Annotated in this window: 21 protein-coding genes and 1 pseudogene; 20 read left to right on the forward strand and 2 right to left on the reverse strand. The window is 60.4% G+C overall.

Translation table 11 applies throughout. The annotated features are described in order from the left end of the window. Positions 1-25 precede the first annotated feature (25 nt). The 20 genes and pseudogenes from ACE3P2_RS14480 to ACE3P2_RS14575 all read left to right on the forward strand — a co-directional run bounded on the left by ACE3P2_RS14480 (position 26) and on the right by ACE3P2_RS14575 (position 24140). Positions 26-1645: an NAD+ synthase gene (locus tag ACE3P2_RS14480; RefSeq protein ID WP_374265671.1), complete on the forward strand. Its 1620-nt coding sequence runs from the start codon at positions 26-28 to the stop codon at positions 1643-1645. A gap of 89 nt (positions 1646-1734) precedes the next feature. Beyond that, the gene (locus ACE3P2_RS14485; RefSeq protein ID WP_141349134.1) at positions 1735-2073 is read left to right on the forward strand and encodes a P-II family nitrogen regulator; all 339 of its coding nucleotides are present in this window, start codon (positions 1735-1737) and stop codon (positions 2071-2073) included. Positions 2074-2174: 101 nt separating this feature from the next. Continuing rightward, positions 2175-3608 carry a glutamate--tRNA ligase gene (gene gltX, locus ACE3P2_RS14490; protein ID WP_374265673.1) on the forward strand — a complete coding sequence of 478 codons (1434 nt, stop codon included), beginning with the start codon at positions 2175-2177 and terminating at the stop codon, positions 3606-3608. A gap of 37 nt (positions 3609-3645) precedes the next feature. Then, a pseudogene (locus ACE3P2_RS14495) lies at positions 3646-4681 on the forward strand (IS5 family transposase). A 613-nt stretch (positions 4682-5294) separates the two neighbouring features. Then, positions 5295-6038, forward strand: a complete 744-nt coding sequence (locus ACE3P2_RS14500; protein WP_374265675.1) for an ABC transporter permease — start codon at positions 5295-5297, stop codon at positions 6036-6038. Next, positions 6028-7269, forward strand: a complete 1242-nt coding sequence (locus tag ACE3P2_RS14505; RefSeq protein ID WP_374265677.1) for an ABC transporter ATP-binding protein — start codon at positions 6028-6030, stop codon at positions 7267-7269. Before ACE3P2_RS14500 ends, ACE3P2_RS14505 begins: the two co-directional genes overlap by 11 nt. Then, the gene (locus ACE3P2_RS14510) at positions 7256-8107 is read left to right on the forward strand and encodes a glycosyltransferase family 2 protein (protein WP_374265679.1); all 852 of its coding nucleotides are present in this window, start codon (positions 7256-7258) and stop codon (positions 8105-8107) included. Before ACE3P2_RS14505 ends, ACE3P2_RS14510 begins: the two co-directional genes overlap by 14 nt. A gap of 1 nt (position 8108) precedes the next feature. Then, positions 8109-11384, forward strand: coding sequence for a glycosyltransferase (locus tag ACE3P2_RS14515; protein WP_374265681.1), 3276 nt, complete (start codon positions 8109-8111; stop codon positions 11382-11384). Positions 11385-11528: 144 nt separating this feature from the next. Continuing rightward, complete coding sequence (locus ACE3P2_RS14520) at positions 11529-12527, forward strand: glycosyltransferase (RefSeq protein WP_374265683.1); 999 nt, start codon at positions 11529-11531, stop codon at positions 12525-12527. Between the two features lie 380 nt (positions 12528-12907). Further along, positions 12908-15592 (forward strand): aminopeptidase N, encoded by a 2685-nt coding sequence (gene pepN / locus ACE3P2_RS14525; RefSeq protein ID WP_374265685.1) that lies wholly within the window; start codon positions 12908-12910, stop codon positions 15590-15592. A 179-nt stretch (positions 15593-15771) separates the two neighbouring features. Continuing rightward, a complete protein-coding gene (locus ACE3P2_RS14530; protein ID WP_374265687.1) occupies positions 15772-16419 on the forward strand; it encodes a DedA family protein in 648 nt (215 codons plus the stop codon). A gap of 10 nt (positions 16420-16429) precedes the next feature. Then, on the forward strand, positions 16430-17071 hold the full coding sequence (gene purN / locus ACE3P2_RS14535; protein ID WP_374265689.1) for a phosphoribosylglycinamide formyltransferase: 642 nt from the start codon (positions 16430-16432) through the stop codon (positions 17069-17071). 12 nt (positions 17072-17083) lie between these two features. Further along, a complete protein-coding gene (locus ACE3P2_RS14540) occupies positions 17084-18193 on the forward strand; it encodes a DUF3108 domain-containing protein (protein WP_374265691.1) in 1110 nt (369 codons plus the stop codon). Between the two features lie 64 nt (positions 18194-18257). Next, positions 18258-19517 carry an RsmB/NOP family class I SAM-dependent RNA methyltransferase gene (locus tag ACE3P2_RS14545; protein ID WP_374265693.1) on the forward strand — a complete coding sequence of 420 codons (1260 nt, stop codon included), beginning with the start codon at positions 18258-18260 and terminating at the stop codon, positions 19515-19517. Beyond that, positions 19517-20164, forward strand: coding sequence for a phospholipase D family protein (locus ACE3P2_RS14550; RefSeq protein ID WP_374265695.1), 648 nt, complete (start codon positions 19517-19519; stop codon positions 20162-20164). The genes ACE3P2_RS14545 and ACE3P2_RS14550 overlap by 1 nt, the downstream gene beginning before the upstream one ends. After that, on the forward strand, positions 20130-21461 hold the full coding sequence (locus ACE3P2_RS14555) for a mechanosensitive ion channel family protein (RefSeq protein WP_374265697.1): 1332 nt from the start codon (positions 20130-20132) through the stop codon (positions 21459-21461). The genes ACE3P2_RS14550 and ACE3P2_RS14555 overlap by 35 nt, the downstream gene beginning before the upstream one ends. A gap of 96 nt (positions 21462-21557) precedes the next feature. Next, positions 21558-22730, forward strand: a complete 1173-nt coding sequence (locus tag ACE3P2_RS14560) for a fatty acid desaturase (RefSeq protein ID WP_374265698.1) — start codon at positions 21558-21560, stop codon at positions 22728-22730. A gap of 3 nt (positions 22731-22733) precedes the next feature. Continuing rightward, positions 22734-23318: an rRNA large subunit pseudouridine synthase E gene (locus tag ACE3P2_RS14565; RefSeq protein WP_374265700.1), complete on the forward strand. Its 585-nt coding sequence runs from the start codon at positions 22734-22736 to the stop codon at positions 23316-23318. A gap of 64 nt (positions 23319-23382) precedes the next feature. Then, positions 23383-23589 (forward strand): hypothetical protein, encoded by a 207-nt coding sequence (locus ACE3P2_RS14570; protein WP_374265702.1) that lies wholly within the window; start codon positions 23383-23385, stop codon positions 23587-23589. Between the two features lie 140 nt (positions 23590-23729). Next, positions 23730-24140, forward strand: coding sequence for a DUF192 domain-containing protein (locus tag ACE3P2_RS14575; protein ID WP_374265704.1), 411 nt, complete (start codon positions 23730-23732; stop codon positions 24138-24140). A 361-nt stretch (positions 24141-24501) separates the two neighbouring features. On the opposite strand, the gene ACE3P2_RS14580 is transcribed toward ACE3P2_RS14575, so the two are convergent. Beyond that, entirely contained in the window at positions 24502-24768 is a 267-nt protein-coding gene (locus ACE3P2_RS14580; RefSeq protein ID WP_374265706.1) for a PAAR domain-containing protein, read from the reverse strand. A gap of 2 nt (positions 24769-24770) precedes the next feature. Next, positions 24771-25812 (reverse strand): T6SS immunity protein Tli4 family protein (locus tag ACE3P2_RS14585; RefSeq protein WP_374265708.1); only part of this gene is annotated, 1042 nt, incomplete at its 5' end.

Genomic DNA, 25812 nt, shown 5'->3' on the forward strand with positions numbered 1-25812 from the left:
CCGCGCTGCGGTATCATGTCGCCCCATGAAAACCCCTCTCTGCGTCGCTGTCGCCCAGATCAATTCCGTCGTGGGCGACATCTCCGGCAATGCGCGCCGGATTCTGGATGCGGTGACCCGCGCGAAGGCCGCGGGCGCCGACGTGGTGCTGACTCCCGAACTCGCCCTGTGCGGTTATCCCCCCGAAGACCTGCTGCTGCGCCCGGCCTTCCTCGACGCCTGCGCCCGTGAGCTGGCCGCGCTGGCGGCCCAGGTGCACGGCATCACGGTGCTGGTGGGCTACCCCTCGGCCCAGGGCGGTGGGCGCTACAACGCCGCCGCGGTGATCCAGGACGGGCGCATCGCCGCCAACTACTTCAAGCACCGCCTGCCCAACTACGAAGTCTTCGACGAGGAGCGCTACTTCGAGCCGGGCACCGATGCCTGCGTGTTCGAACTCAAGGGCGTGCGGGTGGGCGTCAACATCTGCGCCGACGTGTGGGAATCCGGTGCCGCCGAGGTGGCCCGCGAGGCCGGCGCCGAGCTGTTGCTGGTGCTCAACGCCTCCCCCTTCCACATGAACAAGCAGCCGCTGCGCTACGAGGTGCTGCGCGAGCGCGTGGCCGATACCGGCCTGCCGGTGGCCTACTGCAACCTGGTGGGCGGGCAGGACGAGCTGGTCTTCGACGGTGGCTCCTTCGCCCTCGACGCCGACGGCAGCCTGGCCTGGCAGGGGGCGAGCTTCACCGAAGAACTCGCGCTGCTGCACTTCGCGGACGGCGCGTGGCAGGAACGCAGCGTGCCCGCCGCGCGCCCCGTCGAGGCCGACGTGTACGACGCGCTGGTCCTCGGCGTGCGCGACTACCTGGGCAAGAACGGCTTTCCCGGCGCGCTGATCGGTCTCTCCGGCGGCGTCGACTCGGCGCTCACCCTCGCCATCGCGGTCGACGCCCTGGGCGCCGACAAGGTGCGCGCCGTGATGATGCCCTCGCCCTACACCGCCCGAATGAGCCTGGACGATTCCCGCGAGATGGTGCGCCGACTCGGCGTGCGCTTCGACGAGATCGCCATCGAGCCGGCCATGAACACCTTCGCCGCGATGCTGGCCCCCCAGTTCGCCGGCCTGCCCGAGGACACCACCGAGGAAAACCTCCAGTCGCGCATCCGCGGCATGATCCTCATGGCGCTCTCCAACAAGACCGGCGCCATCGTGCTCACCACCGGCAACAAGAGCGAGATGGCCACCGGTTACGCCACGCTGTATGGCGACATGGCCGGCGGTTTCGCGGTCATCAAGGACATCTACAAGACGTTTGTGTATCGCCTGTGCGCCTGGCGCAACGCCCAGCCCGGCGGCGAGGTGATCCCCGAGAACATCCTGATCCGCCCGCCCTCGGCCGAGCTCAAGCCCGACCAGTGCGACCAGGATTCGTTGCCGCCCTACGATGTGCTCGACGCGATCATCGCGGCCTACATGGAAGAGGACGTGTCGCCCCGCGAGATCGTCGCCCGAGGCTACCCTGAGGCCGACGTTTATCGCACCGTCGGGATGCTGCGCCGCAACGAGTACAAGCGCCGCCAGGCCCCGCCGGGGGTACGCGTCACTCAGCGCGGCTTCGGCAAGGACTGGCGCTACCCGATCACCTCCCGCTACCGCGACGCTTGAGCGTCCGGGGCTTTCCGACAACAGGTGCCCGGCATCCGCCGGGCCGGATATTCCGGCTAGAATGCCGCATCGTTTCCAGGAGACCGCCAATGAAGAAAATCGAAGCCGTCATCAAGCCCTTCAAGCTCGACGAAGTGCGTGAGGCGCTGTCCGAAGTCGGCATCACCGGCCTGACCGTCACCGAAGTCAAGGGTTTCGGCCGCCAGAAGGGGCACACCGAGCTGTACCGCGGTGCCGAGTACGTGGTGGATTTCCTGCCCAAGGTGAAGATCGAGGTGGTCGTCGCCACCGACGTGGTCGACCAGGCCGTCGAGGCCATCATCAAGGCCGCCCGCACCGGCAAGATCGGCGACGGCAAGATCTTCGTGATGCCGGTCGAGCAGGTCGTGCGCATCCGCACCGGCGAGACCAACGAATCGGCTATCTGAGCCCCGGCCTGCCTTGAAGAAAGCCCGCCCCCGCGGGCTTTTTGTTTTTGTGGGGTGGCTTCGCGTAAAATGTGATGTTTTACGCATTTCCGGATTCACCCATGGCCTCCACCGTCCGCACCCGCTTCGCCCCCAGCCCCACCGGTTACCTCCACATCGGCGGCGCGCGCACCGCGCTGTTCTCGTGGGCCTACGCGCGGCGCCACGGCGGCCAGTTCATCCTGCGCATCGAGGACACCGACGTGGCCCGCTCCACGCCCGAGGCCGTGCAGGCCATCCTCGACGGCATGAGCTGGCTCGACCTCAACTGGGACGAAGGCCCGTTCTACCAGATGCAGCGCATGGACCGCTACAAGGCGGTGATCCAGGAAATGCTCGCCGCCGGCAGCGCCTACCCCTGCTACATGCCGCCCGAAGAGCTCGACGCCCTGCGTGAGGCCCAGCGCGCCCGCGGCGAGAAGCCCCGCTACGACGGCCGCTGGCGCCCCGAGCCGGGCAAGCAGCTGCCCCAGCCGCCGGCCGGTGTCGCGCCGGTGATCCGCTTCCGTAACCCCACGGATGGCGTGGTTGCCTGGGACGACCTCGTCAAGGGCCGCATCGAGATCAGCAACGCCGAGATGGACGACCTCATCATCGCCCGCGCCGACGGCACGCCCACCTACAATTTCTGCGTGTGTGTAGACGACTGGGACATGGGTATCACCCAGGTCATCCGCGGCGACGACCACGTGAACAACACCCCGCGCCAGATCAACATCCTGAAGGCCCTCGGCGCCGAAGTGCCGCAATACGCCCACCTGTCGATGATCCTCGGCGACGACGGCCAGAAGCTCTCCAAGCGCCACGGCGCGGTGAGCGTCACCCAGTACGACGACGACGGCTACCTGCCCGAAGCCGTCATCAACTACCTGGCCCGCCTCGGCTGGAGCCATGGCGACGACGAGATCTTCAGCCGCGAGCAGCTGGTGGAGTGGTTCGACCTCGACCACATCACCCCCTCTGCGGCCCAGTTCAACACCGAAAAGCTCAACTGGCTTAACGCCCATTACATCAAGCAGAGCGACAATGCGGCCCTGGCGGCCGATGTCTCGCGCCGACTCGCCCGCCGCGGCGTCGACCCCGAGACCGGTCCGTCGCTGGAGGCGATCATCGGGCTCTACAAGGACCGCGTTGCCACGCTCAACGAACTCGCCGACGCCGCCGAGGCTTTCTACATCGACCTGCATCCGGCGCCGGAGCTGGTTGCGCAGCACCTCACCGATGCGGCGCGTGCGGCATTGGCTACCTTGCGCGGCAAGCTTGAGGTTGTGACGTGGGAGAAGGCTGCGATCTCGGCGGCGATCAAGGAGACCTGCGCGGAGCACGGGATGAAGATGCCGCAGGTGGCGATCCCGCTGCGGGTGCTGCTGCTGGGGCAGACGCAGACGCCGGCGATCGATGGGGTGGTGGAGGTGATGGGGAGGGAGGGAGTTGTGGGGAGGGTGAAAAGGGGGGCGGGCGCCTCGAAAAACCTCACCCCACCCGCCACTTGGTAAAATCCTTTTGTCTTGAGCCCCGTAGCCATCTACCCCGATGAAACCGCATAGCGCCATCAAGACCGACCTGTTCGCCGACGAACTTCACCGCAAAAAGATCGACTCCTTTGGTGTTTCGCTTGCCGAGATCGAGTCATACATCGACTTCGTGGCATTGGCGACCGAGGTCGATCGCATCGCGCCCCAGCCGGTCAGCCCGTAGGGTGGCCGCCCGCCGTATCCGACCGAGACGATGGTGCGCCTCCTGGTCTTGAAGCGGCTGCACAACCTGTCGGACGAGCAGATGGAATACCAGCTCTCGTCCGCATGAGCTACAAGCGCTTCTGCGGGCTGGAGAGTGCAATGAACATCTCTGATCGCATCACGGTCTGGACCTTCGAGAACCGCATCGGCGAAGCGAGTGCGAAGGCGCTGTTCGATGGTGTCTCGGCGCAGCTGCTCAAAAAGGGCTTCATCGCCCGCGGTGGTCAGATCATCGACGCGACCCTGGTGCCGGCGCCCAGGCAGCACACCAGCCGGGGCGAGAAGGCGCTCATCGAGCAAGACGCGATGCCGGCCGGCTGGAAGCCCGCGAAGCGGCGCCAGAAGGACCTTGATGCCACCTGGACCAAGAAGCACGGTAAAAGCCACTTCGGCTACAAGCTGTCCATCAACGTCGACCAGAAGTACAAAATCATCCGCAAGATCGAGACCGACACGGCCAGCACGCACGACAGCCAGCACTTCGATAATGTTCTCGATACGGCCAACACGAGCCGGGATGTGTATGCCGACCGAGGCTATCCGTCTGCGGGGCGCGAAGCCTGGCTGAGGGAAAACGGCTTCCGCAACCAGATCCAGCGGAACGGTCATCGCAACAAGCCGCTGTCCGACTGCCAGCAGCGGCGCAACAAGCGCATCGTCAGGACGCGGGCCGGGTCGAGCATGTGTTCGGAGCCATCGACCAGATGGGCGGCAAGCTGCTTCGTACCATCGGCCAGGCGCGGGCGAACTTTGCGCTGACGATGATGGCGGCCTGCTACAACCTGAAGCGGCTGCCTTATTTCCAGAAGGCCGGAATCGAAGCCTTCTGACGCCCAAGAGGGGCCGAATCGCCGCTACCCGAGGCGATTCGAGGCCAAAACGGGACGAGACGGCCAGCGATGGCGGTGATTTGCCGCAGATATTGAGCCGGATTCGGCCAGGATTATCGTGTAGGGTGCGATTTGCTGAAAACGGCGGGTTATTCGAGGTGCTCGTACGTAATGTTGCGCGAGCTGGATCGCATTCGCTTAGAGGTGCTGCTGAATTTTTCGCCTATAACCTGATTCGGCTGGGCGATTTGATGGCACCGTCCCACAGATTAGAGGAAATTATTCCGTGTCTGCAATTCGTGCAGAAATTTTGGAGTGGCAGCGGTGGGATTGCTGCGCAATGGAGGTAAGTTTGGCAAAGGAATAAACGTCTCGAAACGACATCGCTGTTGGCGTGATCCGCTCACTAGAAATTGATTGTTCGGGTAGGAAAATAGCGGCGATGAACGCTGACTTTTTTAGCGCCTTGTTATGGGCTACTACATTCATACGGTATTGAATAGTTCGTCTTATGTCTTTTTCAAAAAAAGCAATAAATCCACATTCAGCTCACACTGTATCTCTGATTGGACTAGGTCGGAGCCTTTGGCGCAATCGAGATTTAATCGCGCAAATGACCAAGCGCGAGGTCATTGGTCGCTATAAGGGCTCAGTCATGGGAATGGCTTGGTCTTTATTTAACCCCCTTTTTATGCTTTCTGTTTATACTTTTGTTTTTTCTGAAATTTTTAAGTCACGTTGGGAGGGCGGCGACAGTACGACGCAATTTGCCATAGTGTTATTTGTCGGTATGGTCGTACTGAACCTGTTTAATGAAGTGGTCAACCGTGCTCCTGGATTGATCCTTTCCAATGTCAATTATGTTAAAAAAGTAGTGTTCCCGCTGGAGATTTTACCCGTTGTCAGCACCGGGGCTGCATTGTTTCACTGCTCAATCAGTCTCTGCGTTTTGCTAGTAGCGTTTTCCGCATTCAATGGCTATTTATATTGGACTGCGATTTTTATTCCGCTCATACTAACCCCACTGGTCATGGTGATCCTTGGTATAGCCTGGATATTGGCATCATTAGGCGTGTTTTTACGTGATGTCGGACAAACCGTCGCTATATTCACAACTATATTGACATTCCTCTCTCCTGTCTTTTATCCGGTGACCGCTGTTCCGGAGAAGTTCCGTCCGTGGCTTATGGCTAATCCCCTTACCTTCATAATTGACCAAGCACGAGAAGTGTTAATTTGGGGGCGCGTGCCAGATGTACAGGGTTTGAGTTTGTATGGGCTTTTGGCTATATTAGTTGCATGGAGTGGCTATTTTTGCTTCCAAAAAACAAGGAAGGGATTTGCGGATGTCCTCTAACGACATAGCGATTCGCGTTGAGAGCCTGGGAAAGTGTTATCAGGTTTACGAAAACCCTCGCGACCGACTCAAGCAATTTATTTTTCCCCGAGTGAAAAGGTTGATAGGGAAACCCCCTGTACGATATTTTCACGAATTCTGGGCACTCAAAGACGTTTCTTTTCAAGTGAAGAGGGGAGAAACCGTTGGTGTAATTGGCCGCAATGGTAGTGGCAAATCAACCCTACTGCAAATGATATGTGGAACATTAACCCCGACCAATGGAATGGTTGAGACTCACGGTCGTATTGCTGCATTGTTAGAGCTCGGCTCCGGTTTTAACCCAGAGTTTACTGGACGCGAAAATGTATACATGAATGCAGCAGTTCTTGGGCTTTCTAGGGAGGAAATTGACAACCGATTTGACGAGATTGCAGCGTTTGCTGATATCGGCCACTTCATGAATCAGCCCATTAAAAATTATTCTAGTGGAATGGTTGCGCGACTTGCGTTTTCTGTGGCTGTTCAGGTTGATCCTGATGTGTTGGTTGTCGATGAAGCGCTCAGTGTTGGCGATATGGCTTTTCAAGAAAAGTCTTTTACTCGAATGAAACGAATTCGAGATTCTGGTACGTCAATCCTATTTGTTTCCCACTCGCCTTCGGCGGTGAGAAATTTTTGTGATCGCGCGGTTTGGCTTAACGCTGGTCGGATGCGTGCGATTGGCGAGCGCCTTGCAGTCTGTGATGAATATCAACGCGAAATGGAAGATGAAATACGTCGAGAGTCCCGTTTCATATCAACTAGCCAAACCGGTGAGGTTGTGCCGGTAGCCACTTCTAGTGCCCCAGATCGGACTATTAGCGTTTTGGCGATTCGGTCTGATAAGAAATCTTATCGCATGGGAGAAGATATACGAATTGAAATTGCCCTTAGATTCAAAAAAGCGCCTGATATATACGGGGTTGGAATCATTGTTTATGACTTAAAGGGTAATGTCGTAACAATATTAAATACGTTGCGAGATGATATATTTCTTTCTGAGGAAAAAGAAAATCTGACGCTTTTGATTCGTGATAATCATTTTGCACCAGGTGAGTACTACATAACCATATCCGTTTCAGACGAGCATGCGATGTTTTCTTACGATAGATTAGATTCATGCTTGATGTTTTATGTCGAGATGGAGCGAACCTCACGTGGTCTTGCAAAGGTTGACGGCTTGTTAAGGTGTGAACATGAATGGATTTGATAGGGAAGATTGGTGCCTGGATAAAAATGAAAGCATTTGGGTTCGTCCGGGAAGTAGAGTCAATTTAATTAACCCGGTTCCTCTGGTTGCGCTGCTTCGTGTGAGGAATGAAGAGCTAATTCTCAATGATACATTGAATCATATTTCTGATTTCGCGGACCTTATTTTTGCATATGACGACGCGAGCACAGATAGAACGCGAGAAATACTTAAATCTCACGAAAAAGTGGTCCATATCATACAGAATGATTTTTGGATGTCAGGGGTTGGCGATCGTTTGCTGTCAGAAACGCGGCATCGTGGACTACTTTTGCAAGAAGCTCGAAAGAATGCAAATTTTAATTGGTGTATCTGTTGCGATGCAGATGAGCGTTATGTTGGATCGATTAGACGGTTTGTAACGGAACCAATTAAAGACAAGCCAGACTATATTCGAATTAAATTGTTTGACGCTTATATGACGGAAGGAGATGATCATCCTTACTTGGGCAAGACGCCATTAAAAAATTTTCGGCGTTTTTTTGGTCCAGAGCGTAGAGATATATTAGTGCTTTGGAAGAACAGCGAATTAGTTCATTTTACTGGATTAGATGCGAGGGAGCCTGTTGTTCAAGGGAGGGGGGAGAACAGGTTCTTGTGTCAACACTACGGAAAGAGCTTGTCTTACGAACACTGGGAAGCAACATGCGAATATTATGTCAACCATTTCCCTTCTGATTCTTATGGAAAGAAATGGGCGGAGAGAAAAGGTAAAGCTCTTCATTCGAAGTCTGATTTCGGTCGCCCGTTGTTTGAATGGGGAGATCTTCTGTTTGATAATGCAGTGAAGATTTATTGAAATGAAAAAAAAATATATCCCAAAAACTGCATTGGTTGCTTGTTCTCGTTTGGTTGATTTTGCTGGTGCGGAAATTGCGTCTATTGAAATTGCAGAGGCGCTGCGGGATCTCGGCGTACAAGTAAAATTGGCTGCACTCGAGGTCGGCAAGGTCATCGAGAGTGAGATAAAACATTTAGGAATTGATTGTATAGATCTTTCGGCTTCAAGGATTTCAGGTGAGCAGTTTGATCTGGTCTGGGTTAGTCATTACGTTACAGCTTATCACTTATTCATAAAAGAGGCCGTTTTCGCCAGGGTTGGTATTTTTTCGTCTCTTTCGCACTTTGAGCCAATTGAAACTCCTCCGCTGCCCTCTGTTTATTTTTCACGGTACACAGTTAATTCAGAGGAAAACCTTTCTCATTTTGAGACTCGCTATCCGAAATTTAACGATCGGGTAGATGTCTTTCCGAACTCCGCGCCAAGTAAATTCTTCGATGCTTATTCGAAATATTTTGAAAGAGAAATAAAATCTGTCGCGATTGTTTCAAATCATCCTCCAAGAGAAATAATTGATTTGATCCCGATTTTAAAGAGCAAAGAGGTTCGGGTTGACTTAATTGGAGTTCAAGGAGAGCACCTGAGGGTTACTCCTAGTATTTTGTCTAAATACAGCGTGGTAATCACTATCGGCAAGACTGTCCAGTATTGTTTGGCTTTAGGGGTGCCTGTTTTTTGTTATGATCACTACGGTGGTCCGGGGTGGATCACCCTTCAAAAATTCGAGCCGGCGCTGGCTAAGAATTTTTCAGGTCGTTGTTCTAACCGGAGATTATCTTGTGAGCATATATGCAGTGAGCTGTTTTCAGGTTTTATAGATATTCTAGACCAGCGAGAGGCTTTGCGTGATCTGGCAAAAATTAAATTTGATCTTACAAAGAATTTGATAGGCCTTCTTGATGTTGCGAGCGAATACCCTTTTTCGATATCTTTGTCAGAAACAGAACGTCAGGTATTGTCGCGCGAGTCGAGTTTGTTTCTAATTCAGCGCCAAATTATTTCGAATATTCAATATGCGTTATCGGGGCGCGATGGTCAAATTGCGTGCCTTAACGACGCTTTGGCAGAGCGTGACGCCCAGACTGCCGGCCTTAACGAGGCATTGGGAGAGCGTGATGCTCAAATTGCGTGTCTTAACGACGCTTTGGCAGAGCGTGACGCCCAGACCGCCGGCCTCAACGATGCCTTGGTAGAGCTCGAAGGTCAGATCGCTAGCCTCAATCATGCTTTAGTTGAGCGTGAGGAAGCTTTAAGTAGGTCACGTGTTGAGCTTACGAATGTTTTGATGTCTTCAAGTTGGAAAATTACATTGCCTTTAAGAAAATTAATAATCAATTGGCGAGTTTTAAAAGCACGCTCCCGTGTTTTATTGGAGCATTCTATCTTTGTCGTTCGTCAAGAAGGTATATCAGGATTTTTTCGTCGGACTATCGGTTTTTTGGATCGAACTTGGCAGCGCAAGTTGGCAGCAAGGCAGGTTGAGCGTTTTTCAGCAGATTTGGAGACTGCCACGCAGAGCAAGAATTTTTTGCTCGTGTCTTTTGTAATCCCTATCTACGATAGGACTGATGTTCTGCGCACGGCGATCGAGTCTGCCCTCAATCAGTCTCAGCAAGTTTTTGAAGTTATTTTGGTGACAGATGGATCTCCGCCTGAAACCCTTGCGGTCGTTGAAGAGTTTCGCGCTGATCCTCGCGTGAGAATATTCAACTATCCGACCAGTTCAGGGAATGCTGTACGAGGACGGAATAAAGGCATTCTCGAAGCGCGTGGTCGATATATCGCTTTTCTTGATAGTGATGATGTTGCAACTCCGGATCGACTAGAAGTGTGCCTGCCAATTCTTGAGGCGGGTAAAGCGGACGTGGTTTACGGAGCTTGGCGGGCTCAGTTAGATGGGACTCGAGAGATTGACGGACTAGTTCAGGGTCAAGAGGTACATAGTCCTGATTGTGACTTGGCAATGTTAGAAAAGATCTGTGTGCCTTGTCAGAGTACTGTTATGGTCAGGCGAGAGATATTGTTGCAAGCGGGCTTTCTCAAGCCTCGCATGCAATATCGTGAGGATCATGAATTATGGGTTCGGCTTGCCTACTACGGTGCGGTATTTAAATCCGTTCCGCATGTATTGACTGATCTGCGACTACATGCTGGCAACAATGAGATTAACTTCAAAGGAAACGACTCTCACTGGGAGAGTTTGCTTCGTGAAGAATATCGACTTCCTGGCCCTATTCCAAAGAAAATTGGCTTTATTCTTGCGGGTTTGGGTATTTCTGGTGGTGCAGCTGTTGTTCTTAAGCATATAAGTCTTCTAATGGAAGCAGGGCATGATGCGTTCGTGATCGACCTCGGTGGTTATGGTGATATATTGTGGTACGGTAATCCTGCGATACGTGTGTATCGAATGGATGAAATGCAAAGCTGTGGTTTAGATAATATAGATCTTCTTTTTGCGACATTTTGGGAAACCGTTTCTTGGCTTGATAAGATTCCGGCGCGACGTAAGCTTTATTTTGTTCAGTCGGATGAGCGGCTATTTTATGAGTCTGACTCCGTTAAAGAAAAAGTCGCCGAAACGTATCGGATGGACTATGAGTACGTGGTTATTGCAAGATGGCTTGTCGACATGTTGCGCAATGAGTTTGGAAAGTCAGCGGTATATGTTCCTAATGGATTGGATAGAGAACTTTTTTATCCAGGTGATCCGCTAGAAGAAAAGCCATCTCAACGGTTACGGGTTCTGATTGAAGGTCCGATTTCAGTGCCGTTCAAAGGCATGGCTGATGCATATGCGGCTGTGTGTGGACTGGACTGCGAGTTATGGATTGTTAGCACTGATGGCAAGCCGGAAAGCGGCTGGCGTTACGATCGTTTTTTTGAGGCCGTCAAACAGGCTGAGATGCGACGAATCTACTCCTCTTGCGATGTGTTGCTTAAAATGAGCCGCGTCGAGAGCTTCGCTTATCCGCCCTTGGAGGCGATGGCTTGCGGGTGCGCCGTGGTCCTGGGGGAGGTGGACGGTGGCATAGAATACGCTGTCGACGAGGTAAACGTACTTAAGGTTGCGCAGGGAGATGTTGCGGCCGCGCGGGAAGCTGTGCTGAGGCTTTTGACCGACTCGGAACTAAAAGAACGTTTAATCTTAGCTGGTTTCGAAACAGTTAAGTGCTGGAGTTGGGAGGCTGCTCATGAAGCCATGCTCGCTCTGATTCAAAAGTCAGATCGCTCGTGAGTGCTTTTTTTCTTGTGACCTGACACTGATGTGTAGGGTTCGATATAGTCTGACTTGCTGGGAGACGAGTATTTTGGAGGGAGCTCTCAGCTAAGTTTGACACGATGAATTGAAGTATTGGTTTAAGTCATCGCGAGGTGTAGTTTGGTCGGTCTGCAGCTTAAAGCTTATCCTGCTGTGTCAGTTGTCATTGTAAACTGGAATGGTGAGAAATTTCTCGAGCGCTGTCTTTCGGCTTTGTTAGCTCAGACGGTGAAGCCAAATGAAATTATTCTGCTGGATAATTCGAGTTCTGATAGATCGCGTGAAATCGCGCGCCGCTTTCCCAGCGTTCGGTTAATAGAGATGGGCTGGAATACAGGATTTGCCAAAGGCAATAATCTTGCAATAAGGCAAGTTTCTGCGGAGTCGGAGTGGATTGCGCTCATTAATCCAGATGCGTTTGCTGATCGCCGTTGGCTCGAGTGCTTGCTTTCATCTGCATTGAAAAATTCTGAGTTCGATGTCTTTGGCAGTAAGTTAGTCAGTGCCGCCAATTCTGACGTGTTGGATGGGGCTGGCGATGTCTGTCACGTCAGCGGTTTGATATGGCGTACGGCGCATGGGATTTCCGCGTCATCTATCTATGAAAGAGAGCGTGAAATATTTTCTCCGTGCGCTGCGGCTGCATTGTATCGCCGCAGCGCATTGTTTGAAGTTGATGGTTTTGATGAAGATTTTTTTTGTTACGCAGAGGACGTTGATCTGGGTTTTCGTTTGAGACTCGCGGGTTATCGATGTCTGTACGTGCCGCAGTCAGTTGTGCATCACGTTGGATCGGGTACTACGGGTGGAAAAAATAGTAATTTTTCCGTCTATCACGGGCATCGAAACCTAGTTTGGATGTTTCTGAAAAATATGCCCGGTTGTCTTTTGTGGCTATTTCTTCCATTGCATGTGGTGTTAAATTTTATAAGCGTTCTGTGGTTTGCCCTGCGTGGTCAGGGGGGCGTGATTCTGCGAGCTAAGCGAGATGCCTTTTTGGGGGTGCCGAATATGTGGAGAAAACGGAAAGAGATTCAACGGTTGCGGCGTGCTTCAATAGGTGATATATGGCGTGTGCTAGACAAACGTTTTTTTCCTGTAAAAAGAAAATTTGAATAGGCAGCCTTTAATTTTTAGCATTAATTCTGGAATTGAGGTCTTTAGCTTCCCATACGCCAACGCAACCTCACCTTCGAATTCTCGACTGGCCGAGTATTTTCGGATGCCCCAGTAGGGTGTTTTTTCGGCTATGTCTCGCTCATAGGCTGTGTGCGGCAGATAGCCCAGTTTCGAGTACAGCCGCACACTGTTGCAGAAGCCGACGATGTATGCGAAGACGTCGCGCATGGCTTCGGCATGGTTGACGTAGTCACGCTGCCATACCCACTCCATTTTCAGATTTAGGAAGCTCGTCAGTTAGGATCTGTAGCAGGCGCAGGGCAGGGGATGCCGCTTCGGCTAAAATCCCAGCTTCGCTTCGCTGACACCCAAGGATCCCCATGCCCTCCGGCACCCCCATCCTCCGCTCCGCCTACCAGCCGCTTGCCTATGGCGTCGAAACCGTCGATCTCGACTTCCAGCTCGACCCCCAGGCCACCGTCGTCACCAGCCGTCTTGCGTGCGTGCGCAATCCGGAGGTGGCTGCGGGGCCCATCGTGCTGTTCGGCGACAACCTCGAACTGGTGTCGATCACCATCGACGGCACCGCGCCGGCGGTCGGGCAGGTGCGTGAGACGGCTTCCGGGCTCGAGGTGGACGTGGATGCCGACGCGGTGGTGCTCACCGTCGTCACCCGCATCAACCCGTCGGCCAACCTCACGCTGTCCGGGCTGTACCAGTCCCGTGGCGGGTTCTTCACCCAGTGCGAGGCCGAGGGCTTCCGCCGCATCACCTACTTCCCTGACCGTCCCGACGTGATGGCCCGCTACACCGTGCGCCTGGAGGCCGACGCCGCCACCTGCCCGGTGCTGCTCTCCAACGGCAACCTGCTCGAAACCGGCACCTTGCCGGGTGGCCGCCACTTTGCCCGCTGGGAAGACCCCTTCCCCAAGCCGTCCTACCTGTTCGCGCTGGTGGCGGCGGATCTGCAGGTCCTGGAGCGCAAGGTCGAGACGATGAGCGGCCGCGAGGTGCTCCTGCAGGTGTGGGTCGAGGCGCGGGATCTCGACCGCGTCGGTCACGCGATGGATTCGCTGGTGCATTCGCTGCGCTGGGACGAGGAGGTGTTCGGCCTCGAGCTGGATCTCGACCGTTTCATGATCGTCGCCGTGTCCGATTTCAACATGGGCGCGATGGAGAACAAGGGTCTCAACATCTTCAACACCAAGTACGTGCTGGCCAACCCGGACACCGGCACCGACCTGGACTTCGAAAATGTCGAGAGCGTCGTCGCCCACGAATACTTCCACAACTGGACGGGCAACCGCGTCACCTGCCGCGACTGGTTCCAGCTCACCCTGAAGGAAGGCCTCACCGTCTTCCGCGACCAGCAGTTCACCGCCGACATGATGGCGCGGGCCGCCGATTCGCCCGCCGCAGCCGAGTCGGCGCGGGCCGTGACGCGTATCGCCAACGTGCGCGTGCTGCGCGGGGGCCAGTTCCCCGAAGACGCGGGCCCCATGGCCCACCCGATCCGCCCCGACAGCTACCAGGAAATCAACAACTTCTACACCGCCACGGTGTACCAGAAGGGCGCCGAGGTGATCCGGATGCTCCTCACCCTGCTCGGGCGCGAAGGCTTCCGCAATGGCATGGACCTGTACTTCTCGTACCACGACGGCCAGGCCGTGACCTGCGACGACTTCGTGGGCTGCATGGCCGAAGCCAACGGGGCCGATCTCGACCTCTTCATGCGCTGGTACAGCCAGGCCGGCACCCCGCGCCTCAAGGCCGAAGGCGCCTGGGATGCCACCACCGGCAGCTACACGCTCACCCTCAGCCAGTCCACGCCGCCCACCCCCGGCCAGCTGGAAAAGCGGCCCCTGCACATCCCGGTGGCCGTGGGCCTGATCGGGCCCGATGGCGCCGACCTGCCCCTGCGCCTTGAAGGCGAGGCCAACGCCGGCGACACCACCCGCGTGCTCAACCTCAAGGAAGCCAGCCGCAGCTGGCGTTTCATCGGCCTCGCGGCCGAGCCGGTGCCCTCGCTGCTGCGCGGCTACTCGGCACCGGTGATCCTCGAACTCGACGAGCCCGACGAGCGCCTTGCCTTCCGCATGGCCTTCGACGCCGACCCGTTCAACCGCTGGGACGCCGCCCAGCGCTACATGGAGCGCGTGGTGCTGGCCCTGGCCGCCGATGCCGCCGCCGGCCGCCCGATGGACGTGCCCCAGGCCTTTGGCCACGCCTTCCGCGCGCTGCTCGTCAATGAAGCGCTCGACCCGGCCTTTGTCGCCGAGACCCTCGCGCTGCCGTCCGAGGCCTACCTGCTCGAACGCATGAAACCGGCCGATCCGGCACCCCTGCGCGCCGCCCTGATTCACCTGATGCGCGAGCTCGGCCAGGCCATGCAGGCCGATTTCATCGGCCGCTACCTCGATCTGGAAGTCGAAGGCGAGTACCGCTACCACCCGGCCGACGCCGGCAAGCGCAGCCTGCGCAACCTGTGCCTGCGCTATCTCACCGCCTGGGGCGGCGCCACCGCCATCGATCTGGCCGTCAAGCAGTTCGCCCACGCCGGCAACATGACCGAGCGCTACGGCGCCCTCGCCGCGCTGGTGCAGAGCGACGCCCCCCAGCGCACCGACGCGCTCGCCGCCTTCCATGACCGCTACAAGGATGATGCGCTGGTGCTCGACAAGTGGTTCATGCTCCAGGCCACCGCCTGGCGCTGGTCCGACGCCGCGCCCGCCACACTCGACCAGGTGCGCGCCCTGATGGACAACCCGGCCTTCAGCCTGTCCAACCCCAACAAGGTGTATTCGCTGCTGGGCGGCTATTTCAAGAGCAACGCCGCCGAGTTCCACCGGCCCGACGGCGCCGGCTATGCCTTCTGGGCCGAACAGGTGATCGCCCTCGACCGCAACAACCCGCAGGTCGCCTCGCGCATGGCCCGGGCGCTCGAAGGCTGGGCCAAGTTCACGCCCGACATCCAGGGCCGTATCCGAGCCGCCCTTGCCAGGGTGGCCGGTACGCCGGGCTTGTCGGCCGACGTGGCCGAGATCGTCGGCAAGGCCCTCGGCTGACCCGCGGGCTCCAGGCGCCGGCGCACGCCAGCGCCTGCCCGAAACGGGGTGTGAAATAGCGCGTCGTCATCGAAGTGCCGCCGTCAGTGGCATCTGCCGCAACCGGCTGTCCGGGCGGCCGGCTGCGAGCCGGCGGGTCCGGTATGATGGGCGACCTTCAAATTTTTTGCGCTGCCGCAATGGAACTCCTCAGCACCTTCATCGACATCGTCCTGCACCTGGACGTACACCTCGCGGCCCTCACGGCCCAGTACGGCACCTGGATCTACGCGATCCTGTTCCTCATCATCTTCTGCGAGACGGGGCTGGTGGTCTTCCCCTTCCTGCCGGGCGACTCGCTACTCTTCGTCGCCGGTGCCCTGGCCGCCACCGGCGGCATGGACATCTGGGTGCTGTGCGCGGTGCTGCTCGGTGCCGCGGTGCTCGGCGACAACACCAACTACTGGATCGGCCACACCATCGGCCCCAAGGTGTTCCGCTGGGAGAACTCCCGCTTCTTCAATCGCGCGGCCTTCGACAAGACCCACGCCTACTTCGAGTCCCACGGCGGCAAGACCATCATCATCGCCCGCTTCCTGCCGCTGCTGCGCACCTTTGCGCCATTCGTCGCCGGTGTGGCGCGCATGACCTACGCCCGCTTCGTGGCACTCGACTTCATGGGCGGCTTCATCTGGATCTTCTCCCTGTGCTGGCTGGGCTACGGTTTCGGTAACGTGCCGTGGGTCAAGAAGAACCTTTCCGCGGTGATTCTGGGCATCATCGCCGTCTCGCTGCTGCCGATCGTGATTGGCTGGCTCAAGGGGCGTCGCGCACAGGCCCCGGCTTGAGGATTTCCCCATGAAAAAGATCGTCATCCTGATCTCCGGCCGTGGCAGCAACATGGAAGCCATCGTCCGCGCGCAGATCCCCGGCGCGCAGATCGCCGCGGTGATTTCCAACCGCCCCGACGCCGCCGGCCTGGCCTTCGCCGCCAGTCACGGCATCGCCGCGCAGGTGGTGGACCACAAGGCCTATCCCAGCCGCGAGGCCTTCGACGCCGCGCTGGCCGAGACCATCGACGCCCACCAGCCCGACCTGGTGGTGCTCGCCGGCTTCATGCGCGTGCTCACCGACGGTTTCGTCAATCGCTACAACGGCCGCCTGCTCAACATCCACCCCAGCCTGCTGCCGTCCTTTCCCGGCCTGCACACCCACCAGCGCGCGCTGGAAGCCGGCGTGCGGGTGGCGGGCACCACGGTGCATTTCGTCACCCCGACCCTCGACTGCGGCCCGATCGTGATTCAGGCCGTGGTGCCGGTGCTGGCGGGCGACGACGAGGCCAGCCTCGCTGCCCGCGTGCTGGTGCAGGAACACCGCATCTACCCGCAGGCGGTGCGCTGGTTCGTCGAGGGGCGTCTCGCCATCGACGGCAACGCGGTGCGGGTGCGCGACGAGGTCGCCGGTCCTGCCGGGTGGACGGTTCCGCCCGTCGAGGGCTGATCGCGGAGCGCCATGGGCGTCGCGCCGAACCGCAGCCTGTGGGTCGCCATCGCGGTCTCCGCGGTGGTGCACCTGGCCGTGCTGCTGATTCCCGGCTGGCGCCTGCAGAGCGAGGACGCCAACGTCCTGCCGCCGCTGGACGCGCGCCTGGCGCCGCTACCCAAGCCCAGCATCCGCCCGCCCGACGACGACAAGCGCGTGGTGCTCGGCGATGCACCGCCGCCGCGTCCTCGCCCGAAACCCCGCAAGCCGGCGCATCCCGCCGACCCCCGGCCCGCCAGCGGCCCGGTGGCGACCCTCGCCCCCGAGCCCACCCCTGGCAGCGGCGACGACAAAGGCACCGACAGCGCGCCGCCGGGCAAGGACGAGACCGCCGCCACCCCCGACGCGCCACCCGCAGCGGAGACGGGCCAGGGCGGCAGCGGCAACACCGGCAAGCCCGCCGGTCCGAGCTTCGCCGAGATGTGGGCGGCGTCGGGGAAGGTGCAGTACAACGTGATCCGCGGCGAGCGCAATTTCATCATCGGCCGCACCACCCACGCCTGGACCCACGACGCCGAGCACTACTCGATGGAGACCGTCATCGAGACGTCCGGCCTGGTCGGGCTGGTCAAACCGTTCCGGATGATCCAGCGCAGCGAAGGCCGCATCGGCCCGCGCGGGCTGCTGCCCGAGAAATTCACCGTCGAGCGCGACGGTCAGATGAAGGAGCGCGCCGACTTCGACTGGTCCTCGGCCAAGGTCGTGCTGGTGGCCGGCGATCGCCAGCGCGAGTTCTCCATTGCCGAGGGCGACCAGGACGTGCTCTCGTTGATGCACCATCTGGCGCTCCAGCCCGACGGGCCGCTGCGCGCCGAACTGCTGGTCGTCACCGGCAAGAGCGCGGTACGCTCGGTGATCGAGAATCTCGGCATCGAGGAACTGGACATCCCCGCCGGCAAGGTTTCGGCCTACCATCTCGGCAGCAGCGGCCATCGCGGCGAGCTCAAGATCGACATCTGGCTCGCCCGCGACTACGCCAACCTGCCGGTGCGTCTCAAGATCACCGACAAGAACGGCGAAGTGCTCGATCAGGTCGCCACCGGCGTAGACCTGGGCGGCAACGCCCCCGTCAGCCGATAATCACGTTTCAACCGCATTTCGCCGGGCGCCGTCCGCGTCCGGCCGTCATCAGCATCGGATTTTCATGACCATTACCGCCGCCCAGATCCAGTCCGCCAGCCAGGCCCTCCGTTCCGTCCTGCGCTTCGATTACCCCGCCGACTCGGTGCTGTCCCGCTATTTCCGCGATTTGCGCGAACTCGGCGCCCGCGACCGGGCTTTCGTCGCCGAGGCGGTGTATGGCGTGCTGCGCCGCAAGCGCACCCTCGAACGCCTGTGCGGCGAGGACGTCTCCACCCGCAAGCTCGTGCTGGCATGGCTGGCCCGGGTCGAGGGCGTCACCCTGCGCCAGCTCGGCGACGGCCTGCATGGCCGCGACACCGACTTCTTCACCGAGGTCAAAGGCCGCGAGCTGGGCGAGCTCTCCTTCGCCGAGCGCATCGACATGCCCGACTGGCTCGCCGAGCGCCTGCTCGCCGGGCGCAGCCCCGAAGCCGTCGCCGCACTCGCCCAGAGCCTCAATCGCCCGGCGCCCCTCGACCTGCGCGCCAACCCGGCCAGGCTCGAGCGCGACGCGCTGGTGGACGCCCTCAAGGCCAGCGGCGTCGCCTGTGCGCCGGGTCGCTACTCGCCGCTGGCGGTGCGCCTCGAGGGCAAGCCCGCGCTGCAGAAGCATCCGCTGTTCCTCGACGGCAGCTTCGAGGTGCAGGACGAAGGCAGTCAGCTCCTCGGCTTCCTGCTCCAGCCCAAGCGCGGCGAGATGGTCGTCGATTTCTGCGCCGGCGCCGGCGGCAAGACCTTGCTGCTGGGCGCCCTGATGCGCAACACCGGGCGCCTCTATGCCTTCGACGTGTCCGACAAGCGCCTCGCCAAGCTCAAGCCGCGCGTGGCCCGCTCCGGGTTGTCGAACGTCCACCCGGTCGTCATCGCCAGCGAGAACGACCCGCGGGTCAAGCGCCTTGCCGGCAAGATCGACCGTGTGCTGGTGGACGCCCCGTGCAGCGGTCTCGGCACCCTGCGCCGCAATCCCGACCTCAAGTGGCGTCAGAGTCCCGAGGCGCTGGCCGAACTCACCACCAAGCAGGCCGCGATCCTCGCCAGCGCCGCGCGTCTGGTGAAGCCGGGGGGCCGCCTGGTGTACGCCACCTGCAGCGTGCTGCCTGAGGAGAACGAGGCCATCGTCGCCGCCTTCCTCGCCGCCAATCCCACGTTCGTCGCGCGTAGCGCCGAGGACGTGCTGGGCAAGCAGGGCATCGCCATCGCCTGTGGCGAACAACTGCGCCTCACCCCCTTTGATCACGACACCGACGGCTTCTTCGCCGCGGTGCTGGAGCGTCAGGGCTGATGCGCCGCCTCCGCCGCCTCGCCGCGGCAGCGTGGCTGGCGGCGAGCGCAATGGCGGCTGCGGCCGCCGAATCCGACCCGGAACGCGCGCCACCGACCCACCTGCCGGCAGGGGGCAGCGTCGCGCTCGCCTTCTCGCCCTGGCAGGACCCGGAAGCCCTGCTGCTGCAGGCGATTGCCGATGCGCGGGAACTCATCCTGGTCCAGGCGTATCTGTTTACGAGCAAGCCCCTGGCGCGCGGCCTCATCGCCGCCCACCAGCGAGGTGTGCGCGTCGAGGTCCTGCTGGACGCCGAGATGAACCGGCCGGCCTCGCCCAGCGTCCTGCCGCAACTGCTCGCGGCGGGCATTCCGGTGGCGGTGGAAACCCGTTTCAACATCGCTCACAACAAGCTGATGATCTTCGACCCGGCGTCCAGAACGCGGGGCGCAGTGGCCACCGGCTCCTACAACTTCACCCGTTCGGCGCGGACGATCAACGCGGAGAACCTGCTGCTCCTGCGCGGCAATCCCGCGCTGGTGGCCGCCTACGCCGACAACTGGAAGCGCCACCGGGCCGACGCCCTGGTGCTGCGCAGTCTCGACGACTTGCCGGGACGGAAAGGAAAGATGGATGGCAGAGAATCAGATCGCGGAACTCCTGATTGACCTGTGGCACGACCTCCAGCAGCCGGCCATTTTCTGGCAGATCGGCGTGCTGGCGGTGTGCCTGCTCGCCGCCGGCGCGATCACCCGCCAGATCAAGGCGGTGCTGCGTCGCCGCCGCGAGGCCGACCCGTCGGTGCCCCGCGGTGCCAGCGAGGAAGGCCTGCGGCGGGTGATCTTCCCGCTCACCGCGCTGGGGCTGGTGATCGTCTCGCGTATCGTGCTCGAGCGCTGGCATCACGTGAACCTGCTCAAGCTGGCGGTACCGCTGCTGGTGGCGATGGCCGCCGTGCGCCTCACCGTCCACGCCCTCAAGCGCGCGTTTCCACGAGCCGGCTGGCTGGCCTCGTTCGAGCGCATCTTCGCCACCGGCGCGTGGGTGGTGGTGGCGCTGCAGATCAGCGGCCTGCTGCCCACGGTGATCGACGGACTCGAACAGATCGGCTTCTCGATCGGCAAGGCCAAGGTCAACCTTTGGATGGTGCTGCAGGGCGCCCTGACGGTGCTCGTCACGGTGCTCGTCGCCCTGTGGGTGGCCGGTGTCATCGAAAGCCGGCTGATGCGCACCGACGGTCTCGACGCCAACATGAAGCTGGTGTTCGCGCGCCTGTCGAAAGCGCTGCTGATCGTGCTGGCGGTGGTGGTCGGCCTGCCGCTGGTGGGCATCGACCTCACGGCGCTGTCGGTGTTCGGCGGGGCGCTCGGTGTCGGTCTGGGTTTCGGCATGCAGAAGATCGCCGCCAACTACGTGTCGGGCTTCATCCTGCTGCTCGACCGCTCGATCCGCCTCGGCAACCTCATCTCGGTGGGCAGCGAGCGCGGCATCGTCAGTCAGATCACCACCCGCTATACCGTCCTGAAGGGCATGAGTGGCATCGAATCCATCGTGCCCAACGAGACCCTGGTCGGCTCGGTGGTGCAGAACGAGACCTTCACCGACCCCCGGGTGCGCGTCTCGCTGCCGATCCAGGTGAGCTACGCCACCGATCTCGAGCGCGCCATGGCGATCCTCGTCGAGGCCGCCCGGACCCAGCCTCGCGTCATGGACGACCCGGGCCCGGGCGCCTTCGTCGAAGCCTTCGCCGACAGCGGCATCAACCTGCAGCTCGGGTTCTGGATCCGCGATCCGGCCGAGGGCACGCTGGGCATCCGCTCCGCGATCAATCTCGAGATCTGGCGCCGTTTCAAGGCCGAAGGCATCGAGATCCCGTTCCCGCAGCGGGAGGTGCGCATCCTCGGCGGCGCCCAGCCGGCGGTCCCGGTGGCGCCGGTGTTGGATCAAGGCAACCCGGTTCCCTGACCCCGCGGGGCAAACCTCGGCTTTACCTTGGTTTGCCCCAGGCCGTGGACTAGAATCCGCTCGCCGTTACCGTATATCCAAAGGAATATCTCCCCGATGCTTTCCGGTCTGTTCGATCTGCCCTGGTGGGGCTACGTCGTCGTCACCCTGGCGATGACCCACGTCACCATCGCCGCGGTCACCATCTTCCTGCACCGTCACCAGGCGCATCGCGCACTCGATCTGCACCCGCTGCCGGCGCTGTTCTTCCGCCTCTGGCTATGGCTCACCACCGGCATGGTCACCAAGGAATGGGCGGCCATCCACCGCAAGCACCACGCCAAGTGCGAGACGTCCGAAGACCCCCACAGCCCGCAGGTCTATGGCATCAACAAGGTGCTGTGGACCGGCGTGTTCCTGTACGTCAAGGAGGCCCGCAACCGCGAAACCCTCCAGCGTTACGGTCACGGCACCCCGGACGACTGGATCGAGCGCAACCTGTTCTCGCGCTTCCCCAAGATCGGCATCCTGCTGATGCTGGCGGCCGATGTGGCGATGTTCGGCGTCTGGCCGGGCGTGTTGATGTGGGGCGTGCAGATGATCTGGATTCCGTTCTGGGCGGCCGGCGTCATCAATGGCCTGGGGCATTTCTGGGGCTACCGCAACTACAACTGCACCGATGCCTCCACCAACCTGATTCCGTGGGGCATCCTGATCGGCGGCGAGGAGCTGCACAACAATCACCACAGCTTCGCCACCTCCGCCAAGCTGTCGGCCCGCTGGTACGAGTTCGACATCGGCTGGATGTACATCCGCATCCTCGAGATGCTTCGCCTCGCCCACGTCAAGAAGACCATCCCGACGCCGCGCTTCGGCGCCGCCAAGGCGAGCGCCGACTTCGACACCCTGCAGGCCGTCATCACCCATCGCTACGACGTGATGACCCGCTACGTGAAATCCCTGCGCGCCATCGCTCAGGACGAGTTCGCCGCCCTCAAGGCCCAGTCCGGCGACACGCTCACCGTGCGTGAGCTGCGGCGCTGGCTGGTGGCCGACGAAGGCCAGTTGTGCGCCACCGAGCGCGAACGCCGCGCCTCGGTGCTGCAGGACAACAAGCGCCTCGAAACCGTGGTGGCGATGCGCGACGAGCTCACCGCCCTGTGGGCGCGCTCCACTGCCAGCCGCGAGCAGCTCCTGCAGCAGCTGCAGGACTGGATCGCCCGCGCCGAGCGGAGCGGCATCCGCCAGCTCGAGGAGTTCTCGCTGCGTCTGCGCCGTTACGCCGCCTGACCGGTGCTGGTCCTGTTCAACAAGCCCTTCGGGGTGCTCTGCCAGTTCACCGCCGAGGCCGGCAAGGCCACGCTGGCGGACTACATCCCGGTGCCCGACGTCTATGCCGCAGGCCGCCTCGACGCCGACAGCGAAGGCTTGCTGGTCCTCACCGACGACGGTGCGCTGCAGACTCGCATCGCCGACCCGCGCCACAAGTTGCCCAAGACCTATCTCGTGCAGGTGGAGGGCGAGCCCGACGAGGCTGCGCTGGCCCGCCTTGCCGCCGGCGTCGATCTGGGCGACTTCGTGACCCGACCGTGCTCCGCGCGCCGCGTGGACGAACCCCCATGGCTGTGGCCGCGCAATCCGCCGATCCGCGAGCGCAAGTCGATTCCCACCAGTTGGGTCGAGATCGTCGTGCGCGAAGGCAAGAACCGCCAGGTGCGCCGGATGACCGCCAAGGTCGGCTTCCCGACCCTGCGGCTGATCCGCGTGCGCATCGGCGACTGGACCCTCGACGGACTCGCGCCGGGCGAGTGGCGCGAGGGGGCGCTGCCTGCGCGCGAACCCGTGCGGCGGTCAACGTATCGACGGCAGCCACGTTGAGTGGATGACGACGGCGACTTTTGCTGCGTCCTGGCCCACCCTCGATACCTGGAAGGAAAAAGCGATGAACAAACTCCTGTCTGCTTTGGTTGCCGGTCTTTTTGCGGCGTCCGCCGCCATTGCCGCCGATGCGCCGGCGCCCGCCGCGCCAGCGGCTCCCGCTGCGGCCGCACCGGCCGCTGCCGCCCCCGCGCCCAAGGTCGCGAAACACAAGCACAAGCACCACAAGAAGCACAAGAAGGCGGCTGCCGCCGCCACGCCGGCGGCTTGATCGCCGGCTCTGTGCCTTAGAATGGCGGGGTCTTCCCCGCCATTTTTCATTGGCGTCCGGCGTCACCCGCCGGCGCCGCAGCCCGCCGGATCGACCTCATGATTTCCCGCTTGTTTCGTTCGTTGGCCGCCTGCGCGGCCATGGTTTCGCTTCCCGCCGCCGCCGATGTCCAGATGCCGGTGACCGAGCTCACCGTCGGGATGTTCCGCATCGAGGCCGAGGTCGCTGCCAGCCAGGAGAACCGGATGCTCGGCCTGATGCAGCGCAAGCGGATGCCGCCTAACCACGGCATGCTCTTCGTCTTCACCGAGCCCCAGCGCCACTGCATGTGGATGAAGAACACGCTGCTGCCGCTGTCGGTGGCTTTCCTGGACGACGAGGGGCGCATCCTCAACGTCGAGGACATGCAGCCGCAGACCGAAGACAACCACTGCGCCGCCCGCCCGGCCCGCTTTGCGCTGGAGATGAATCTCGGCTGGTTCCGTCAGAAAGGTTTTGGTGTCGGCACGCGTGTTGGAGGCCTGGCGGGCTTTGCCGGCCAGGCCCGCTGACAGTCGGCCTGAATTTTCTCAAACCGACCTCTTGATCCCCGGCGGGGCCGTCGTTCCATCCGCCTGACTCGCCCCTGCGCGAAGCGGGCTCAATCCGATGAGCCTGCCCACTGTGCTGGTAGGTGCGTGTCGGCGCCTGCCTGGGGCCGGGAGCCCTATCCCGCGTCGGCTACTGTTCGGGATGCTTCTACGAACGCCCGTCGAGGGCCACATCGCGCCATGGATGGGGCGTCAGGCTGGGGGAAAGTCAATATTTCAGGGCCGACTCAATATATAAGAGCGATCGCATTGAGATGCGCCAACCCCGCTCGGGCCCGGCGCGAAGCGAGCGGGGGCGGTGGCGGTCGGCTACGTGTTCAGCTCAGTCCTGACCGAAATTTCCAATGCTCGCCTGAAGGGTCGCGCCGCAGGACGTCTTATGCCCCTCGTAGGCGACCGGAATGCCATCGATGGTGTGGTGCGGGTCGCCTTCGGCCACGGTGCAGCCATCGTGCCCCTTGAGGGGGCAGATGCATAGGTCGCCTACACGTGCCACAGGAATGCCGGCCACGGTGAAATGCGTGGCCGCCACACTGACGACCCGGCCGCCGTGACTGGTAGCGTCGCCCAAACGAATGATCTTGCGCATGCTTACTCCTGCTCAGGTGAAGCGACTGGCTTGGCTGACGAGGGGCCTGAGTTGCCTTCAGCAAGCTTTGCCCCTGCGGGCCGTGGATCGGGCTCCGCGGAGGTTGAAGGTTCTGCCGTCGGGGTGTCGTATGCCACCAACTGCCATACGGTGGCGGTGCGATGCGTGGGGCGTTCGCCCTTGAGGCGCTGCAGCAGCGTCGGCGGCCCGAGGAGGAGGACGTCGGGCATGGGCTCGCCCGCCTGGAAATGCCGGCGCCGGCCGCCGGCCACGTCGCCGGAGTTTTCCGCGCATTGCCACCAGCCGGATTGGGGGCAGGCGCTCCCCGTGGGGGCCAGCGCGCCCAGGGGCGGCTTCGGGACGTCGACGGCACCGCGCTTGTCGCCGCCTGTCGGACGCAGGCGAACCGATTTGACGATGCGGTCGAACAGTTCGATCGCCTGTTGATCGGTGAGGGAGGGGCGGCGGGGTACGCCATTCAGCGGCAAGCCGCTGTCCAGTTCGACGATCAGGTCGGGGACCAGGATCCGGTCGACCTCGCCGGTCGCCTCCCATCGGAACGAGTGCTGCTTGATGCCTTGGTCGGTCGGCAGCAATTCCAGTATCTCTTCGCCCTTGCGCCCGTTGACGTCGTGCTTGCCTTGCCTGAAAACCTTGACGAATGCCTTTTCCAGGGGCGTGATGGGGAACTTGGCCAGCCGTTGCAGAAGCGTTTCCCTCCCCGTTCTATGCACGGTCATGCTCGTAAGCGAAATCCACATGTCCGGCCACTGCTTGAAGTTCAACTGCATGCGGGCGTGTTCGTATACGTCCACGTTGCCATTGTCGGCAATGAATCCGTCGCGGATGCAGAATCCGGGCTCGGTGGGGATTTCGTCGATTTTTCGGGCGCGGAGGTTGGGTAGGAGTTCTGTTTGAAGCTGGGTTAATACTTTTTTATTAAAAACGTCTTCGTCAAAGTTCTTTTCTATTAATGAGAAAAGCAGGCCATGATCAAGCTTGTAAGCTTCGAAGCCAAAGTCATGACGGCCAAAAATCTTTCTC

It is taken from the genome of Zoogloea sp., from assembly GCF_041911615.1.
Classification (GTDB): Bacteria; Pseudomonadota; Gammaproteobacteria; order Burkholderiales; family Rhodocyclaceae; genus Zoogloea.

Excerpts from the sequence above, each read along its gene's own strand:
- ACE3P2_RS14480 (WP_374265671.1), top strand. The coding sequence starts at position 26 with ATGAAAACCCCTCTCTGCGTCGCTGTCGCCCAGATCAATTCCGTCGTG.
- ACE3P2_RS14485 (WP_141349134.1), top strand. The coding sequence starts at position 1,735 with ATGAAGAAAATCGAAGCCGTCATCAAGCCCTTCAAGCTCGACGAAGTG.
- gltX (WP_374265673.1), top strand. The coding sequence starts at position 2,175 with ATGGCCTCCACCGTCCGCACCCGCTTCGCCCCCAGCCCCACCGGTTAC.
- ACE3P2_RS14500 (WP_374265675.1), top strand. The coding sequence starts at position 5,295 with ATGACCAAGCGCGAGGTCATTGGTCGCTATAAGGGCTCAGTCATGGGA.
- ACE3P2_RS14505 (WP_374265677.1), top strand. The coding sequence starts at position 6,028 with ATGTCCTCTAACGACATAGCGATTCGCGTTGAGAGCCTGGGAAAGTGT.
- ACE3P2_RS14510 (WP_374265679.1), top strand. The coding sequence starts at position 7,256 with ATGAATGGATTTGATAGGGAAGATTGGTGCCTGGATAAAAATGAAAGC.
- ACE3P2_RS14515 (WP_374265681.1), top strand. The coding sequence starts at position 8,109 with ATGAAAAAAAAATATATCCCAAAAACTGCATTGGTTGCTTGTTCTCGT.
- pepN (WP_374265685.1), top strand. The coding sequence starts at position 12,908 with ATGCCCTCCGGCACCCCCATCCTCCGCTCCGCCTACCAGCCGCTTGCC.
- ACE3P2_RS14530 (WP_374265687.1), top strand. The coding sequence starts at position 15,772 with ATGGAACTCCTCAGCACCTTCATCGACATCGTCCTGCACCTGGACGTA.
- purN (WP_374265689.1), top strand. The coding sequence starts at position 16,430 with ATGAAAAAGATCGTCATCCTGATCTCCGGCCGTGGCAGCAACATGGAA.
- ACE3P2_RS14540 (WP_374265691.1), top strand. The coding sequence starts at position 17,084 with ATGGGCGTCGCGCCGAACCGCAGCCTGTGGGTCGCCATCGCGGTCTCC.
- ACE3P2_RS14545 (WP_374265693.1), top strand. The coding sequence starts at position 18,258 with ATGACCATTACCGCCGCCCAGATCCAGTCCGCCAGCCAGGCCCTCCGT.
- ACE3P2_RS14550 (WP_374265695.1), top strand. The coding sequence starts at position 19,517 with ATGCGCCGCCTCCGCCGCCTCGCCGCGGCAGCGTGGCTGGCGGCGAGC.
- ACE3P2_RS14555 (WP_374265697.1), top strand. The coding sequence starts at position 20,130 with ATGGCAGAGAATCAGATCGCGGAACTCCTGATTGACCTGTGGCACGAC.
- ACE3P2_RS14560 (WP_374265698.1), top strand. The coding sequence starts at position 21,558 with ATGCTTTCCGGTCTGTTCGATCTGCCCTGGTGGGGCTACGTCGTCGTC.
- ACE3P2_RS14570 (WP_374265702.1), top strand. The coding sequence starts at position 23,383 with ATGAACAAACTCCTGTCTGCTTTGGTTGCCGGTCTTTTTGCGGCGTCC.
- ACE3P2_RS14575 (WP_374265704.1), top strand. The coding sequence starts at position 23,730 with ATGGTTTCGCTTCCCGCCGCCGCCGATGTCCAGATGCCGGTGACCGAG.
- ACE3P2_RS14580 (WP_374265706.1), bottom strand. The coding sequence starts at position 24,768 with ATGCGCAAGATCATTCGTTTGGGCGACGCTACCAGTCACGGCGGCCGG.